This is a genomic window from Amycolatopsis benzoatilytica AK 16/65 (assembly GCF_000383915.1).
Classification (GTDB): domain Bacteria; phylum Actinomycetota; class Actinomycetes; order Mycobacteriales; family Pseudonocardiaceae; genus Amycolatopsis; species Amycolatopsis benzoatilytica.
This window is the reverse complement of the sequence record NZ_KB912942.1, coordinates 2,841,974-2,857,046: the sequence shown is the minus strand read 5'-3', so window position 1 is coordinate 2,857,046 and position 15,073 is coordinate 2,841,974. Positions and strand designations below refer to the sequence as shown.

The window sequence follows — 15,073 nt, the reverse complement described above, 5'->3', positions numbered from 1 at the left end:
GCAGACAGCGGGCCGTCCCCGCGCGAAGATGTCCGGCATGACTTTGCCTGGACTGCCCGAGGAGTCCTTCCAGCGCGTGCTCTGCGTTGTCGCGCACCCGGACGACATGGAGTACGGCACGTCCGCGGCCGTCGCGCGCTGGACCGCTCGCGGCATCGAGGTCGGCTACCTCCTGCTCACTCGCGGCGAGGCAGGGATGCCGAACCCGCCCGAGGAGACGGCCCGGCTGCGCGTCGCCGAACAGCGCAACGCCTGCGCGGCCGTCGGAGTCGAGCGGCTGACCGTCCTCGACCATCCAGACGGCGTGCTCGTCTACGGACTCGACCTGCGCCGGGACATCTGCCGCGAGATCCGCCGGTTCAAGCCCGACGTCCTGCTCGGCACCTCGTTCGAGGTCGAAACGCCTTACGGCTTCGACCAGGCCGACCACCGCGCTGCCGGGCTCGCCACGCTCGACGCGATCCGCGACGCGGGCAACCGGTGGGTCTTCCCGGAGCAGATCGACGACGAGGGCCTGGCCCCGCATTCGGTGCGCTGGTACCTCGTCCCAGGGCCGGCCGGTTCCGGCGCGACCCACGGCGTCGACGTCACTGGCGAGCCGCTGCGGCGGGGTGTCGCTTCCCTCGAGGCGCACGCCGCGTACCTGGCCGCGCTTCCGGACCACCCCGCGCCGCGGGACTTCATTCCCCAGTTCGCCGCCATGAGTGGCAAAGCCATGGGCGTCGAACACGCCGTGCTGTTTCGCGCCCACGACCTGCAGGCGCCGCCGGAGCCCGCCGACGCCGAGGAGAATCAGCCGGGATAACAGCGGAACGCGAAGTCCCGGATCGCCGCGGTCAGCCGCTGCGGATCGAGCCGCAGCTCCACCGGGCTGCGCGCCTGCACGAACTCCGCCCGCGGCAGGTCCTCGGCCAGGCTGCCCGCGTCACCGAACGGATGGATCGGGTCGCCTTCGTGCCCGATCACCAGCGCCGGCGTGGCGATCGCCGACCGCACCGACTTCGGCGGCGCGATCCGGCCGAAGAGCACGCCGTGCAGCAGCGCGGCCATCGGGGCTGGCTCCTGGCTGAGCGTGTCCCGGACGACGTCCACCCACTGGTTTCCCTGCGGGACCAGGTGCGCGGCCAGCGCTACGCCGCGCACTGTCGAGGGCAGGAAGCGGGCCGCGAACAGCAGCGGGGCGAAGGTCAGCAGGCCGGCCACGATCGCGTTGTCGAGCACCGGCATCTCCACCACCAGCCCCCGCGCCCGCGACGGCGCGGCCGCGCCTACCTCCAGCGCGACGTTCGCGCCCAGCGAGGTTCCGCCGATCACCGCGTCCGGGACCTCCAGGTGATCCAGCAGCGCGACTGCCTGTTCGCCGAACGCGGGCATCGAATATCGCCAGGACTGGGTCGGCCGGTCCGAATCGCCGTGGCCGAGCAGATCGAGGGTCACCACGCGGAACCCCGCGCCGGCCAGCCGGCGGGCCAGCGGCGCGTGCATCCGCCTGGTCAACATGATGCCGTGCATCAGCACGACGACGCGGTCGCCGCTGCCGTACTCGGTGTAGCACAGGCGGTGGCCGTCGTGCCGGAACGAGCCGGACAGCTCGATCGGCCGGGCCTTGCGCGCCGGAGCGGGCGGTGCTGGCGCGGTGGAGGCATCGTCGGCGGCGGGTGCCGTTGCCGGATCCATGCGGGCGCCTCCCCTCTTCACTTTCGAATCTCCAGGAAAGCATGCCCCAACCGTGTTGGCACAGTGTCAACCGGGATGAGCCGAGTCCGCGGCGATGAGCGAAGATGACCGGCATGACCGAACCTGTAGCCGCCCTGCCCGAACTCAAGTCCCTGCGCGTCGACCTCGACGGACCGGTCGCCGAGGTGACGTTGCTTGGCCCGGGCAAGGGCAACGCCATGGGCCCCGACTTCTGGAACGAGCTGCCGCTGGTGTTCGCCGCGCTGGACACCGACCCGCGCGTCCGCTCGGTCGTTCTGACCGGCGGCGGCAAGCACTTCTCCTACGGCCTCGACCTGCCCGCGATGATGGGCAGCTGGGCTCCGCTGCTGGCCGGCGACGCGCTGGCCGGGCCGCGCACCGAGTTCCACCGCGAGGTCCAGCGGCTGCAGCAGGCGGTCAGCTCGATCGCGGAATGCCGCAAGCCGGTCGTCGCCGCTGTCTCCGGCTGGTGCATCGGCGGCGGCGTGGACGTCATCACCGCCGCCGACATCCGCCTGGCCAGCGAAGACGCCAAGTTCAGCGTCCGCGAGGTCAAGGTCGCCATCGTCGCCGACATCGGCAGCCTGCAGCGGCTCGCGCCGATCATCGGCGAGGGCCACGTTCGCGAGCTCGCGCTCACCGGAAAGGACATCGACGCCGCCCGTGCGGAGAAGATCGGCCTGGTCAACGACGTGTATCCGGACCAGGAGACGCTGCTGGCCAAGGCCCGCGAGCTGGCTGCGGAGATCGCCGCCAACCCGCCGCTGGTCGTGCAGGGCACCAAGCAGGTGCTCTCGGCGAACACTGAGCGGGACGTGGTCGAGGGCCTGCGCTATGTCGCCGCGTGGAACTCGGCGTTCCTGCCCAGCAAGGACCTCCAAGAAGCGGTCCAGGCGTTCCTGGAGCGACGGGCGCCGGAGTTCAAGGGCGAGTAGAAACGGGGCAGGCACGGCGAGCACGAGGAGCATGACGTGAGCAACGGAGCTGAGGTCACCGGTTACGAGGCGTTCCGCGCGGCGCGGGACTACCTGCAGGCTCATCGCGAGGACTACGAAACCGCTTACCGCGAGTTCTCCTGGCCGCGGCTGGACGAGTTCAACTGGGCGCTGGACTGGTTCGACGCGATCGCCCGCGACCCGGCCAACGCGCAGCGGTACGCGCTGTGGATCGTGGAAGAGGACGGCCGCGAGAACCGCTGGACGTTCCCGGAGATGTCGGCCCGGTCCAACCAGGTCGCGAACTGGCTGCGCGGGCTCGGCGTGACTCGCGGCGACCGGGTGATCGTCATGCTCGGCAACCAGGGCGAACTCTGGGAAACGATCCTCGCGGCGATCAAGCTCGGCGCGGTGGTGATCCCGGCGTCGACCCTGCTCGGCCCGGCCGACCTGGTCGACCGCGTCGAGCGCGGCAACGCCAGGCACGTGATCGTGCGGGATGCCGACGCGGAGAAGTTCGCCGGGGTGGCGGGGGACTACACGCGGATCGCGGTCGGCGAGCCGGTGCCGGGCTGGCACGCGTTCGCCACCGCCTACGCCGAGCCGGGCGAATTCACCCCGGACGGCGTCACCCGCGCCGGGGACCCGCTGCTGCTCTACTTCACCTCGGGCACCACCGCGAAGCCGAAACTCGTGCAGCACACGCACGTTTCCTATCCGGTCGGCCATCTGTCCACAATGTACTGGATCGGGCTGCAGCCGGGCGACGTGCACCTCAACATCTCGTCGCCCGGCTGGGCCAAGCACGCGTGGAGCAACTTCTTCGCGCCGTGGAACGCCGAGGCCACGGTGTTCCTGTACAACTACGCCCGGTTCGACGCGGCCGCGCTGATGGCGCAGATGGACCGGTGCGCCGTCACCAGCTTCTGCGCTCCGCCGACGGTCTGGCGGATGCTCATCCAGGCCGACCTGCGCGCGCTGAAGACCCCGCCGAAGAAGGTCGTCGGCGCGGGGGAGCCGCTCAACCCCGAGGTGATCGAACAGGTCGAGAAGGCCTGGGGCGTCACCATCCGGGACGGCTTCGGCCAGACCGAGACGAGCGTCCAGGTCGCGAACACGCCCGGCCAGGACGTGGTCGCGGGTTCGATGGGCCGGCCGCTGCCCGGGTTCGCGGTCGCACTGGTCGACCCGGTCACCGGCGAGCGCACGACCGAGGGCGAGATCTGCCTGGACCTCGCACACCGGCCGGTGGGCTTGATGGCCGGCTACGCGGACGACGACGAGCGCACCTCGGCCGCCTTCGCGAACGGCTACTACCACACCGGCGACGTCGCTTCGGTCGACGAGCGGGGCTACCTGACCTACGTGGGCCGCACCGACGACGTCTTCAAGGCGTCGGACTACCGGATCTCGCCGTTCGAGCTGGAGAGCGTCCTGCTGGAGCACGAGGCGGTCGCCGAGGCCGCCGTGGTGCCCGCACCGGACCCGATCCGGCTGTCGGTGCCCAAGGCGTACGTGGTGCTCGCCGCTGGGCACGAGCCGTCCGCTGAGACCGCACGGGCGATCCTCGCGTACGCGCGAGAGCACCTCGCGCCGTACAAGCGGATCCGCCGGCTGCAGTTCGCGGAGCTGCCGAAGACCATCTCGGGCAAGATCCGCCGGGTCGAGCTGCGCGGACGCGAGCAGGGCGGACGGCCCGACGGCGAGTACCGCGAAGACGATTTCCCGGACCTCAAGGGCTGAGCCCAGCCAGTCTGGCGAGGTCCGCCTCCCCGCCCGCCCGCCAGGTCCGTGAAGGGCCCCTTGAGGGACTCAGAGTCGGTGAATGTTCCCTTCACGGACCGGCGACCGGGCACAAGCGCTACTCGGCGGGCACGACGGCCGCCAGCACGGTCTGCTCGCCCTTGCTGCACGTCGTGCCGCCCTGCGCGGCAGGCGGACCGGAAACGCACAGCCAGCCGTCGACGGTCGCGTTGACCGGGCTGTTCGACCCGGCGGGCTGCTTGCCGTTGATCGCCGCGTGGAACTTCTTGACCAGCGTCATCGCCGCCGGGCACGGGATGGCCTTGGGGTCGTAGACGTACAGCGTCAGCCCGCTGGCCGCGGTGACCGTGCCGCAGGTGCCTGGCGTGCCCGGCGGTGCCGCGGGCGGCTGCTTCGACGGCTTCGGCGCAGCGGCAGGGGTGCTCGGCGGCGCCGAGCTGTCGCCGGTCTGCGGCAGCGGCGGGGGAGCGTGTGTGCTCGGCGCCGCCGAGGCGATTGCGGAGGGCGCCGGAGATCCAGCTTGCGGTGGGGCTGGATCCCCCGAACAGGCGGAGAGCGCGGCCATCGCGATCACGGCCGCGCACCACGGCCGGCACACGGGTTTCGACGGGAGCACCGGGATCCTTTCGCCAGGGTCGCCGTCATTCTGGCCCCTCGCGCCCGCGCTGAGCGGCACCGACACTCCCGCACAGGGGCTGGTCAGTCTATTGTGGACGGTGAGATCCCGGTTCCGGACCCGAAAATCCGTTTCGCCACGGGAAATCGATCGGACGAATCCCGCCGGCGGCGGTTAACGCCGGAGCCTTCCGCGCCGACGTACCGGGTGGACGCCCCCGCGTCCGCCGATTCCCGAAGCCCGACCCAGAGAGCGCGAGCCGCCCAGAACATGAGCACCGAAACCGTCCCCGCAGCCACTGCCGACGACCCGACCATCCCGCCGACCGAACCCTGCAGCGTCGTCTGGTGCGGCGGCCGTCCGTACGTCCTCGAGGCGGGCGGCGTCAGCCCCCGCTGGGTGGGCACCGACGGCCGCGGCCGCCCGGAAACGCTGAGCAACGCCCAGCTGCAGATCCGCGGATGGAGCCACCGCCGGAGCGGAAACCGCCGGTCGCACTGATCCGCTCCTCGCGGGAACAGCGCTGAACCGGCCTCTCCCGCTGATGTCGCGTCGCCCCGGGCCGGAGCACCTTCCGGCCGCGGTGCCGCCCTGGCCGCGAATTCCCCGGCAGGAACGGGAATTCGCCCATGGCGAGAACAGAATCGTTCCAGCAGCGTTTCCCCTGCACCGGCCTGAACCGATTCGCTTTCGCTCCCAGCCGAGCGATCGCCCCACGCGAGACCTGGACGACCCGCACCCCCGTGCGAACCGCTGGACCGGACCTGCCATCCGGCTCCCCGCCGCGGCCCCGAAGCCCGCACCCCGAGCCGCAACCCTTACTGCCCCGGGCGCTCGCGGCTCAAACGCCCAGCCTCCAACTCGCGCGGCTGCCGGACGGTCCGACCCGCCCGCCTCCGCGCCGACTGCGTCCGCCACCGCACTGGACTTCGGCTGCTGCTCCGCCGACCGTCCGCCGCCCCGCTGACTCCGGCCGCCGCCGCGCCGACTCCGCCTCAAGCGCCCAGCCTCCGTCCGGCACGTCGATCCGAAGCCCCGGCAATCCCGCTGCGGGGCACCGGGCGACGGTTCCCCCGAACCGCCGCGCACGGCCCCGCCCAAGCTCTCGACCAGCTGTGCCCCACTAGGCTCACCCTGTGACCACCGCCCCCGACGAGCCCAGAACCGAGCCTCCCCTGTGGCGGCAGGCGCTGACCATCCCGAACCTGCTGTCCTTGCTGCGGCTGGCCGGCGTGCCGGTCTTCCTCTGGCTGCTGCTCGGCCCGAAAGAGGACGGCTGGGCGCTCGCCCTGCTGATCTTCTCCGCGCTCACCGACTGGCTCGACGGCAAGCTCGCCCGCTGGCTGGACCAGATGTCGCGGCTCGGCCAGCTGCTCGACCCGGCGGCCGACCGGCTCTACATCCTCGCCACCCTGGTCGCCTTCCTGATCCGCGACATCGTCCCCTGGTGGGTCGTCGCGCCGCTGGTGCTGCGCGAGCTGGTGCTCGGCGGGTGTGTCCTGGCGCTGCGCCGGGGCGGGTTCGCGCCGCCCGAGGTCACCTACATCGGCAAGGGCGCGACGTTCGTCCTCATGTACGCCTTCCCGTTCCTGCTGCTCACTCAGGGCGGCTCGACCCTCGCCGCGATCTCGCGGCCGATCGCCTACGGGTTCATGGTCTGGGGCGGCGTCCTCTATGTCTGGTCCGGCGCGCTTTACGTGGTGCAGGCGGTGCGCGCGCTGCGCACCCGGTGATGGGAAGATCTGCGCCAACAGCACGCTCGCACCAGGAAGGGGAGGGGCGTTGACCACTCCGGAAGAACTGCGCTACACCGAGGAGCACGAGTGGGTCGCCACCCGCGAGGGCTCGCTCGTGCGGGTGGGCATCACCGAGTACGCGCAGGACCAGCTCGGCGACGTCGTCTTCGTCGACCTGCCCGAGGTCGGCAAGCAGGTCGGGGCCGGGGACGTCTTCGGCGAGGTGGAGTCCACGAAGAGCGTCTCCGAGCTGTTCGCGCCGGTCGACGGCGAGATCGTCTCGGTGAACTCGGCGGTGGCCGATTCGCCCGAACTCATCAACTCCGACCCCTACGGCGAGGGCTGGCTCGTGGAGATCCGGCTGGACGACCCCGCCGGTCTCGAAGCGCTGCTCGAGGCCGAGGCGTACCAGGCCCTCATCAAGGGCTGAGCCGAACGGCGCAGGCCTCGCGGCTCTTGGGGAGCCCCGGGGTCCGGTGACCTCCGGACACGGTACGTTGACAGCTACACGTTCTTGGTCGACGACAACAATCATGCGTAGAGGAGAGCTCAGGTGAGCACGAACGACGGGCCCGGCGTTCCCCCGGAGCAGTCTCCGGAGCGGACCTCTGTCTTCCGGGCCGATTTCCTGGCCGACATGGAAGCCCAGCAGGAGTCCGCACCGGCCGCCGAGGCACCCGTGCAGGGCGTCGACGCCCTGCCGCCGGGTTCCGCGCTGCTGGTCGTGAAGCGCGGGCCCAACGCGGGCTCCCGCTTCCTGCTCGACCGCGACACCACCAGCGCGGGACGGCACCCGGACAGCGACATCTTCCTCGACGACGTCACGGTTTCCCGCCGGCACGCGGAATTCCGGCGCGAAGGCGGGGAGTTCGTCGTGATCGACGTCGGCAGCCTCAACGGCACCTACGTCAACCGCGAGCCGGTCGACCAGGCCGTCCTCGCCGGCGGCGACGAGGTGCAGATCGGCAAGTTCCGCCTGGTCTTCCTGACCGGCCCGGGGCACGGGGGCCAGGGAGCGCAGTGACGGCGGCCGGGCAGCCCGGTCGTCAGGAGGCCCGGCGGGACGGGTTGAGCATCGGGGCGGTGCTCGCGCAGCTGCGCGGGGACTTCCCCGATGTCACGATTTCCAAGATCCGTTTCCTGGAGGCGGAGGGCCTGGTCCGGCCAGGCCGCACGCCTTCGGGATACCGGCAGTTCGCGCCGGCGGACGTGGAACGGCTGCGGTTCGTGCTGTCCGCGCAGCGCGACCACTACCTCCCGCTGAAGGTCATCAAGGAGCAACTGGACGCGGCCGACGCGGGCGAGCAACCGCCCGCGCCGGCCGCGTCCGCGCCCCGGCTGCCGCGGCGGCTCGTGCCGCTCGGCGACGGCAGCGATCCGGCGGGCCCGCCCGCCCCGGCGGACTTCGAGAGCGGGCCGGACCACCGGCTCACCCAGGAAGACGTGCTGGCGCATGCCGGGATCGACGAGCCGATGCTCGCCGAACTGGTCCAGTACGGCCTGCTGCGGCCTGGCGCGGCCGGGTTCTTCGGCCCGGAGTCGGTGCTGATCGCGCGCACTGTCAAGGCGATGACCGAATTCGGGCTGGAACCGAGGCATCTGCGCGCTTTCCGCGCCGCGGCCGACCGCGAGGTCGGCCTGCTGGAGCAAATCGTGACCCCGGCGTACCGGCATCGTGACGCGGACGCCAAGGGACGCGCGGACGAGGTGGTCCGAGAGCTGGCGGCGTTGTCCGTGACCCTGCACACCCTGCTCGTCAAAGCCGGAATCCGAGGCGTCGCCGGCGATTGAACTGCGGCGTTGCCGCGAAACGTGATCCGCTCGAAAGTCAATGACTGAACGACAGCGCCGCGATGCCGTACCGTGAGAGAAGGTTCGCGCAGCCGCGGACCGGAATTGTCCGCTGCGAGCGAGCACAGCGCCCGGATGACGGGTAGCGTCGGAGACAACGGCCGTCAGCCGTCGCCAGCACTGCGGCCCGTGTGCACCAAGAGGGAGGCGAAGCCCGATGAGCGAGATGCGTGTCGTCGGCGTGCGGGTCGAACTGCCCAACAATCAGCCGATCTTGTTGCTGCGGGAGACCGACGGAGAACGGTACCTGCCGATCTGGATCGGCTCGGTAGAGGCCACCGCGATCGCCCTCGAGCAGCAGGGGGTCCGGCCCGCCCGGCCGCTGACCCACGACCTGCTCAAAGAAGTCATCGGCGCCTTGGGCCGCGAACTTGAGCAGGTCGTGATCACTGACCTGAAAGAGGGCACGTTCTTCGCGGAACTCGTCTTCGACGGCGACGTCCGCGTCTCGGCCCGGCCGAGCGACTCGGTGGCGCTGGCGCTGCGGATCGGCGTGCCGATCCATGCGGTCGACGCGGTCCTCGAAGAGGCCGGCCTGATCATCCCGGACGAGCAGGAGGACGAGGTCGAGAAGTTCCGCGAGTTTCTCGACTCGGTCTCGCCGGAAGATTTTCGCGGCGCCGACACCTGATTCCCCGGCGGCCCGCCCGCCGGGGACCCCGGTTCATCGCGCGGGCGCGGTCGCGCGGGCGAACAGATCGGCCAGCTCGCGGCCGTACCGGTCCAGGTCGATCGACGGATCGGCGGCGCAGGCGATCGCGACCCCGTCGATCGCCTGCGCGATCGACAGCGCCACGATCTCCGGCGAAATGTCGCCGAACGCGCCTTCTCGGCAGCCCTGGTCGAGCTGCCGCCGCAACATCCCGGTGCGCAGCTGACCGACCATCACGCCGGCCATCGCCCAGCCGTCCCGGTCGTCGGCGTGGGCGGCCATTTCGGCCAGCACCCGCTCGCATTGCGGGTAGTCGCGCAGGAACGCGACCGAGGTCTCGATGTAGGCGCGCAGGTTCCCCATGCGGTCCGCCGGGTCGAGGCCCTCGCTGCGCAGGCGCAGATATTCCGATTTGGTCTCGGACACCGTGCTGAGCACCGCCTGCATGAGGCCGGCCTTGCTGGTGAAGTGGTAGGAGATCAGCCGCGTGCTGCTCAACCCGGCGCGCTCCTTGATCCGCGCGAAGGTGGCACGCGAATAGCCCTGCTCGGCGATCGTGGCGATAGTCGCCCCGATGATCTGCGCGCGGGTGGTGGCCTCGGTGACGCTGAGGCCGAGCTCGGCTTGCGTGTCGATGTTTACTTGCATGATTAATAAATTACTCGTCCAAGTAAATCCGCGCAACCGGTTAGGGCGAACGGGCCAAAGCCTCGACATGCGCTTGAGGCCCGCCGCGCGTCGCGTTGACCGGCTCGCGGTGCAGCCTTACCGTCAAAGGCGGTAAATCGCCACGATGTGATTCGCCGACCCGGCGCGCTCGTGGCAGTTTTCCCCGGCCGATCCCGATCCTGGGCTCGACCGGCCTGTCGAACGCCCGCCGCGAGGCCGGGCGAGGGGAGGCTTGCGGTGGTCGAGGCTGGTAGTCCGGAGAATGCTGCCGGACATGTCGCCGACGGCGAGCAGGGCGAGCTGTTCCCCGACGCCTCGCTGCCCGACGAACTGGTCGGCTACCGGGGCCCGGCGGCCTGCCAGATCGCCGGCATCACGTACCGGCAGCTGGATTACTGGGCGCGCACGAAGCTGGTCGCGCCGAGCATCCGCACCGCACACGGCTCGGGCTCGCAGCGGCTGTACTCGTTCAAGGACATCCTGGTCCTGAAGGTGGTCAAGCGCCTGCTGGACACCGGGGTGTCACTGCAGAACATCCGGGTGGCAGTGGACCACCTGCGCGTGCGCGGGGTTCGGGACCTGGCCAAGGTCACGCTCTTCTCCGACGGCACGACGGTCTACGAATGCACCTCGCCGGAGGAGATCGTCGATCTGCTCCAAGGCGGCCAGGGCGTGTTCGGCATCGCGGTGAGCGGTGCGATGCAGGAGATCAGCGGGACGATCCACGAATTCCCGGCCGAGCGCGCGGACGGCGGTCTGGTCGAATCGGTGGTCCCGGACGAGCTGACCCAGCGGCGCAACGCCCGCCGGACGGGCTGAACGGACCGGCTGGGCGGGAGCGGGACCGGCTGGGCGGGAGTGGCTCAGTGGGTGCGGACCGGCTGGCGTGAGACATCCGGGGCGTGCCCGATCCCGCCGAGCGGACGGATCTTGGTCCGCGCTAAGCTGAGTGCGCGTTCGATGAACCCATGCGGGAGAGACCGAGCCGGTATCCCCGGTGCGGCGCCGAAGGAGCAAATCCTCCCCGGAACCTCTCAGGCACCCTGGACCGCGTGGACGAGACGCCTCTGGAAAGCGCATCGGCCGGAGACCACCAGCCGATGCCGCCGACGGTGCAAACCTGGCTATCCGTGCGGGTGAAACTCTCAGGCGCCCTGCGGGGTACGGACAGAGTGGGGAGGGTCCGGACCGCTGTGCGGTCCGGACGGCCGGTCGAGATGCAGACCTCCCGGCAGGTGTGGACCTCTCGATGTGGTCAAGACCACATCCGGGTATTCGGTGATTTTCGGTGCTGCGCCAGGGATTCCGGCTCCCGTGCCGCCGAGGCACGTTGGTCGCCGGCGGCGCTGGTTCTCGAAGCGGGCACCTCGTTCAGTCTCGACCAGTGCTCGAAGACTTGTGCCGGGCGAATCGGTGGCGGGCCGGAATCCTGGCGGGACGCGCAGCGGGACTTCTGCCGCGGCGGGCAGGGAAGGCCGTGCGCAGGTGCGCAGGACCTTCCCCGGCCCGCTGTCCGGCCAAGTCCGGAGGTGAGCAGGACGGCGACCTGCCGGGAACCCCGGCCAGGGCATAGCCGTGCCGGGAAGCGACGACCCGGGGACAGGGCTGTGCTGGGACCCCGTCCCTGGGCGAGGGGGTGCTCAGCCCGGGAGCTTGTCCAGGAAGCCGTGCACCTTCGCGATCCGGCCGTCTGCCAGTTCGACGACGTCGAACCCGATCGCGATCGGCTCGTCGGCTCCGGGGGCCGACAGGTGCCACTGGAAGCGGGCCAGGTCGTGGTGGGCGTCCGGGTCCGCGGGCAGGCTGAAGACCAGCCCGGCGAACTGCGCCTGCGCGCCGCCGATGAATCCGTCGATCTCGTCCTGCCCGACGGCCGTGCCGAGCGGGTCGGTGTACGTCGCGCCGGGGGCGAACACCTCGGCGACCAGCTTGCGACGCTGCTGCGGGTCCGTCTCGTTCCAGATTTCGAGGTAGCGGCGGGCGACGTCGGCGGCGGCCGGAACGGTGCTGGCGGTGGTCATTTCTCGGTTCTCCTTGTGCGGTATCGGTTTCTGACTGCGCCAAGCTTGTCCGAAGACCGGCGGCTGGTCGATTACCCCGGAGGTAACCGGATCGCTGTGCTAAACCTGGCCGATGAACTACGGACGGCTGCCGATCGCCGAACAACTGGACGTCTTCCGCGCCACGGTCCTGCGCAACGGGCTGGTGCCCGAGATCCTCGCCCGCGCGGCCGAGTTCGACCTGCCCGGCTGGTACCTGACCGCGGGCTGCCTCTGCCAGACGGTGTGGAACGTGCTGACCGGACGGCCGCCGGCCGAGGGGATCAAGGACTACGACCTCTTCTACTTCGACGACTCGGACCTCAGCTGGGAAGCGGAAAACTCGGTCATCGAAGCTGGCGCCAAACTGTTCGGCGATTTGCCCGCGGCGGTCGAGATCCGCAATGAGGCGCGGGTTCACCTTTGGTACGAGGAGCGCTTCGGCGTGCCATGTGCGCCCTACGAGTCGACCGAAGCGGCGATCGACTCGTTCCCGTCTTCCACGCCGTGCCTCGGCATCCGGCAGACTCGAGACGGCGCGTGGCGTGTCTACGCGCCGCACGGGTTCGGGGACATGTTCAACCTCGTCGTCCGGCCCAATCCGGTGCACGCGCCGCAGAGCTCGTATCAGGCGAAGTCCCGGCGCTGGCAAGCACAATGGCCGCAGTTGACGGTGCTTCCTTGGCTGCCGCGGGGGAATCCGGACTGAGCCGCCTGATCCGCGGTGCCGCGGGCTTGCTCACGACTCCGCGCAGGAGACGCGGTGAAGCGACCGGCGTGCAACGGATCACGGCGGAGCTCTTAGGCAGGCGGCATTGCCCGAACCGCGGCTCGGCCGCCAGACCGGGCCTGGCGGCTGAACCGCGGCTCGGCCGCCCGGCCCGGTCCGGCGGGGCGAGCCGCGGTTCGCCCCGGCCCCTATCCAAGCCGGAGAATCGTCTCCTCGATCTCGCCTCCCCGCGCCGCCGCGTACGAAACCTCCTTGCCCACAACCGAAAATCCGGACTTTTCCAACACCCGGAGCGACCCGGCATTGTCGCTCGCCGCCCGTGCGTGCAGCGGCCGGACCCGTACCGTCTCGAGGAACAACCCGAGCGCGCGGCTCGCGATCCCTTGCCCCCACACCGCACGGTCGATCCAGTACGTCAATTCGGTGTCGCCTTCCATCACGAAACTCGCGATGCTGCCCACCAGCCGCCCATCGCAGGTGATCGCCCGCTCGGTGACGTCCGGATCGGCCCGCGAACGCGCTGCCCGCGCGTCGAAGGTCGCCCGGTCGTCCGGGTCCGGAACGGTGAACGCGGCCATCCGGACCGCCTCCGGATCGCGCATCATCGCGAACAGCGCATCAAGATCGGCTTCCTCGACCGTCCGCAGCGCGACTTCTGTCATGACTACCCCCTCGTCGGACTTCCAGCGGGCACGGTAACAACGACCACCGACAATTCCGGCTAGCCGGCCCCGAAGAACTCCCGGCAGAACGTCCGGAAGGTCTCCGCCCGCCGGGTCAGCCGCGCGCCCTCCGCACGGGCGAGCACGACGGGCGTGGTCGGCACCCGCTCCCGCAGCGGCCGTACCGCGAACGGCGTTCCCTCCACCGAAAGCTCCAGCGGCGGATGCTGCACCGACAGCGTGTACCCGAGCCCTCGTGCCACCAGCGCGCGGGCGAGTTCGAAGCTGGTCGTCCGATGCGCGACCGGCATCGGGAGCCCCACCGCGGCGAATACGTCCTCGAAGTACCGCGCGGAAGGAGGCACGTCCAGCAGGACGAAGGGCTCGTCCGCCAACGCGCGCAGCGAGACGGTCTTGCGGTGGGCTTGCGGATGGTCCGCCGGGAGCAGCACGCTCGGCGGCTGGTCGTAAAGCTGGTCCGCGGCGATCCCGGGCATCAGGTCTTGCCGGTACAGCACGGCCAACTCGCAGCGGCCGTCCAGGAGGAGGTGCTGAAGGTCCGGCAGGGTGCCTTCGACGAAGCTGACGTCGACTTCCGGGTGCAGGGTCCGGAAAGTCGCCAGCGCGGCGGGGACGTGCAGCGGCGCGAGCGGTGTGTAGCAGCCGAACGTCAACCGGCCGGTGAGGTCGTGGCCGAGGTCGCGTGCGGCGGTGCCCAGTTCGGCGACCGCGGTGAGCACAGCGCGAGCTTCGCTGACCACCTGGCGGCCTGCGTCGGTGAGCGAGGTCGTGCGGCCCGGGCCGCGCAGGATGAGTTGTACGCCAAGGGCTCGCTCCAGCGACGCGAGCGCCAGGGACACCGCGGACTGCGACACGTGGCAGGCGTCCGCCGCCGCGGTGAGACCGCCGGTGTCCGCGATGGCCACCAGGTACTCGAGCTGCCGCAACGAAGGAGACATGAGGCTAGATTATGTCCTTCACAAGAAATATGAACTGGACCGATGACAAGGGTGGCGGCAGGGTCGAGGCATGACCCGGCACACGCATCCGTTCGTCCCGTACTGTCCGCCGCGGCTGTCCCCGGCGGAGAGCCTCGCCCGGGGACAGGACCTGTATCGGTTGCTCGACCAGCGCCGTTCGGTGCGCTGGTTCTCCTGCGACCCGGTGCCGCTCGAACTCGTCGAGACCGCGGTCCGGGTCGCGAACACCGCGCCGAGCGGGGCGCACCACCAGCCGTGGACGTTCGTGGCGACGGCGGATCCGGACGTGAAGCGCGCGGTGCGCGAGGCGGCCGAGACCGAGGAGCGGAAGTTCTACCGCGAGAGGAACGCGCCGGACTGGCACGCGGCGCTCGCGCGGCTGGAAACCGACGAGCACAAGGAGTTCCTGGAGACCGCGCCGTGGCTGGTGGTCGCGTTCGCGCAGAAGAGCACGCCGCTGCCGGACGGTTCGCTGCGGAAGAACTACTACGTCAACGAAAGCGTCGGCATCGCCTGCGGCATGTTCGTCACCGCGCTGCACACGATGGGCCTCGCGACGCTCACCCACACCCCGAACCCGATGGGCTTCCTTGCCGAGGTCTTCGGCCGGCCGGCCACCGAACGGCCCTGCATCCTGTTCCCGGTCGGCTATCCGGCGCCGGACTGCGAAGTCCCGGACCTGGACCGCAAGCCGCTGGCCGAGGCGCTGCTGGTGCACCCGCCATTACCTCGAAAGTAATG

The 15,073-nt window shown here is 70.5% G+C and carries 18 protein-coding genes and 1 riboswitch; of the genes, 12 read left to right on the top strand and 6 right to left on the bottom strand.

Annotated elements, in window-relative coordinates; genetic code table 11:
- Positions 1-28: 28 nt before the first annotated feature.
- Positions 29-805, top strand: a complete 777-nt coding sequence (locus tag AMYBE_RS0113150; protein WP_027927619.1) for a PIG-L family deacetylase — start codon at positions 29-31, stop codon at positions 803-805.
- Here the strand turns inward: AMYBE_RS0113150 and AMYBE_RS0113145 are convergent.
- Positions 793-1,677 carry an alpha/beta fold hydrolase gene (locus AMYBE_RS0113145; RefSeq protein WP_020659847.1) on the bottom strand — a complete coding sequence of 295 codons (885 nt, stop codon included), beginning with the start codon at positions 1,675-1,677 and terminating at the stop codon, positions 793-795. The two genes, AMYBE_RS0113150 and AMYBE_RS0113145, sit on opposite strands and share 13 nt — an antisense overlap.
- A gap of 104 nt (positions 1,678-1,781) precedes the next feature.
- Between AMYBE_RS0113145 and AMYBE_RS0113140 the strand changes: the two genes are divergently transcribed.
- Complete coding sequence (locus AMYBE_RS0113140) at positions 1,782-2,633, top strand: crotonase/enoyl-CoA hydratase family protein (protein ID WP_020659846.1); 852 nt, start codon at positions 1,782-1,784, stop codon at positions 2,631-2,633.
- A 36-nt stretch (positions 2,634-2,669) separates the two neighbouring features.
- Positions 2,670-4,376, top strand: a complete 1,707-nt coding sequence (locus tag AMYBE_RS0113135) for an AMP-binding protein (protein WP_020659845.1) — start codon at positions 2,670-2,672, stop codon at positions 4,374-4,376.
- A 118-nt stretch (positions 4,377-4,494) separates the two neighbouring features.
- Here AMYBE_RS0113135 and AMYBE_RS46120 read toward each other — a convergent pair whose 3' ends face one another.
- Positions 4,495-4,962, bottom strand: coding sequence for a hypothetical protein (locus tag AMYBE_RS46120; protein ID WP_245573381.1), 468 nt, complete (start codon positions 4,960-4,962; stop codon positions 4,495-4,497).
- 321 nt (positions 4,963-5,283) lie between these two features.
- On the opposite strand from AMYBE_RS46120, the gene AMYBE_RS0113125 reads away from it, so the two are divergent.
- From AMYBE_RS0113125 to AMYBE_RS0113100, 6 genes are all read left to right on the top strand, one after another.
- Positions 5,284-5,514, top strand: a complete 231-nt coding sequence (locus tag AMYBE_RS0113125; protein ID WP_020659843.1) for a hypothetical protein — start codon at positions 5,284-5,286, stop codon at positions 5,512-5,514.
- Between the two features lie 635 nt (positions 5,515-6,149).
- Positions 6,150-6,746: a cardiolipin synthase ClsA gene (gene clsA / locus AMYBE_RS0113120; RefSeq protein ID WP_020659842.1), complete on the top strand. Its 597-nt coding sequence runs from the start codon at positions 6,150-6,152 to the stop codon at positions 6,744-6,746.
- Between the two features lie 49 nt (positions 6,747-6,795).
- Positions 6,796-7,179, top strand: coding sequence for a glycine cleavage system protein GcvH (gcvH, locus tag AMYBE_RS0113115; protein WP_020659841.1), 384 nt, complete (start codon positions 6,796-6,798; stop codon positions 7,177-7,179).
- 123 nt (positions 7,180-7,302) lie between these two features.
- On the top strand, positions 7,303-7,773 hold the full coding sequence (gene garA / locus AMYBE_RS0113110; protein WP_020659840.1) for a glycogen accumulation regulator GarA: 471 nt from the start codon (positions 7,303-7,305) through the stop codon (positions 7,771-7,773).
- On the top strand, positions 7,770-8,540 hold the full coding sequence (gene ftsR, locus AMYBE_RS0113105; protein WP_084469984.1) for a transcriptional regulator FtsR: 771 nt from the start codon (positions 7,770-7,772) through the stop codon (positions 8,538-8,540). The genes garA and ftsR overlap by 4 nt, the downstream gene beginning before the upstream one ends.
- A gap of 217 nt (positions 8,541-8,757) precedes the next feature.
- On the top strand, positions 8,758-9,231 hold the full coding sequence (locus AMYBE_RS0113100) for a bifunctional nuclease family protein (protein ID WP_020659838.1): 474 nt from the start codon (positions 8,758-8,760) through the stop codon (positions 9,229-9,231).
- A gap of 33 nt (positions 9,232-9,264) precedes the next feature.
- Here AMYBE_RS0113100 and AMYBE_RS0113095 read toward each other — a convergent pair whose 3' ends face one another.
- A complete protein-coding gene (locus AMYBE_RS0113095; RefSeq protein ID WP_020659837.1) occupies positions 9,265-9,900 on the bottom strand; it encodes a TetR/AcrR family transcriptional regulator in 636 nt (211 codons plus the stop codon).
- Positions 9,901-10,158: 258 nt separating this feature from the next.
- Here AMYBE_RS0113095 and AMYBE_RS0113090 point away from each other — a divergent pair, with 258 nt between their 5' ends.
- The gene (locus AMYBE_RS0113090) at positions 10,159-10,740 is read left to right on the top strand and encodes a MerR family transcriptional regulator (RefSeq protein ID WP_020659836.1); all 582 of its coding nucleotides are present in this window, start codon (positions 10,159-10,161) and stop codon (positions 10,738-10,740) included.
- Positions 10,741-10,882: 142 nt separating this feature from the next.
- Positions 10,883-10,982, top strand: a riboswitch (glycine riboswitch).
- A gap of 579 nt (positions 10,983-11,561) precedes the next feature.
- Here AMYBE_RS0113090 and AMYBE_RS0113085 read toward each other — a convergent pair.
- Complete coding sequence (locus AMYBE_RS0113085; protein ID WP_020659835.1) at positions 11,562-11,942, bottom strand: nuclear transport factor 2 family protein; 381 nt, start codon at positions 11,940-11,942, stop codon at positions 11,562-11,564.
- Between the two features lie 112 nt (positions 11,943-12,054).
- Between AMYBE_RS0113085 and AMYBE_RS0113080 the strand changes: the two genes are divergently transcribed.
- Positions 12,055-12,669, top strand: a complete 615-nt coding sequence (locus AMYBE_RS0113080) for a nucleotidyltransferase family protein (RefSeq protein ID WP_020659834.1) — start codon at positions 12,055-12,057, stop codon at positions 12,667-12,669.
- Positions 12,670-12,878: 209 nt separating this feature from the next.
- On the opposite strand, the gene AMYBE_RS0113075 is transcribed toward AMYBE_RS0113080, so the two are convergent.
- A complete protein-coding gene (locus AMYBE_RS0113075; protein WP_020659833.1) occupies positions 12,879-13,352 on the bottom strand; it encodes a GNAT family N-acetyltransferase in 474 nt (157 codons plus the stop codon).
- Between the two features lie 59 nt (positions 13,353-13,411).
- Positions 13,412-14,311, bottom strand: coding sequence for a LysR family transcriptional regulator (locus AMYBE_RS41575; RefSeq protein WP_020659832.1), 900 nt, complete (start codon positions 14,309-14,311; stop codon positions 13,412-13,414).
- A 70-nt stretch (positions 14,312-14,381) separates the two neighbouring features.
- Here AMYBE_RS41575 and AMYBE_RS0113065 point away from each other — a divergent pair, with 70 nt between their 5' ends.
- Positions 14,382-15,071 carry a nitroreductase family protein gene (locus AMYBE_RS0113065; RefSeq protein WP_020659831.1) on the top strand — a complete coding sequence of 230 codons (690 nt, stop codon included), beginning with the start codon at positions 14,382-14,384 and terminating at the stop codon, positions 15,069-15,071.
- Positions 15,072-15,073 lie beyond the last annotated feature (2 nt).

Excerpts from the sequence above, each read along its gene's own strand:
- AMYBE_RS0113150 (WP_027927619.1), top strand. The coding sequence starts at position 29 with ATGTCCGGCATGACTTTGCCTGGACTGCCCGAGGAGTCCTTCCAGCGC.
- AMYBE_RS0113145 (WP_020659847.1), bottom strand. The coding sequence starts at position 1,677 with ATGGATCCGGCAACGGCACCCGCCGCCGACGATGCCTCCACCGCGCCA.
- AMYBE_RS0113140 (WP_020659846.1), top strand. The coding sequence starts at position 1,782 with ATGACCGGCATGACCGAACCTGTAGCCGCCCTGCCCGAACTCAAGTCC.
- AMYBE_RS46120 (WP_245573381.1), bottom strand. The coding sequence starts at position 4,962 with ATGGCCGCGCTCTCCGCCTGTTCGGGGGATCCAGCCCCACCGCAAGCT.
- AMYBE_RS0113125 (WP_020659843.1), top strand. The coding sequence starts at position 5,284 with ATGAGCACCGAAACCGTCCCCGCAGCCACTGCCGACGACCCGACCATC.
- AMYBE_RS0113100 (WP_020659838.1), top strand. The coding sequence starts at position 8,758 with ATGAGCGAGATGCGTGTCGTCGGCGTGCGGGTCGAACTGCCCAACAAT.
- AMYBE_RS0113095 (WP_020659837.1), bottom strand. The coding sequence starts at position 9,900 with ATGCAAGTAAACATCGACACGCAAGCCGAGCTCGGCCTCAGCGTCACC.
- AMYBE_RS0113085 (WP_020659835.1), bottom strand. The coding sequence starts at position 11,942 with ATGACCACCGCCAGCACCGTTCCGGCCGCCGCCGACGTCGCCCGCCGC.
- AMYBE_RS0113080 (WP_020659834.1), top strand. The coding sequence starts at position 12,055 with ATGAACTACGGACGGCTGCCGATCGCCGAACAACTGGACGTCTTCCGC.
- AMYBE_RS0113075 (WP_020659833.1), bottom strand. The coding sequence starts at position 13,352 with ATGACAGAAGTCGCGCTGCGGACGGTCGAGGAAGCCGATCTTGATGCG.
- AMYBE_RS41575 (WP_020659832.1), bottom strand. The coding sequence starts at position 14,311 with ATGTCTCCTTCGTTGCGGCAGCTCGAGTACCTGGTGGCCATCGCGGAC.
- AMYBE_RS0113065 (WP_020659831.1), top strand. The coding sequence starts at position 14,382 with ATGACCCGGCACACGCATCCGTTCGTCCCGTACTGTCCGCCGCGGCTG.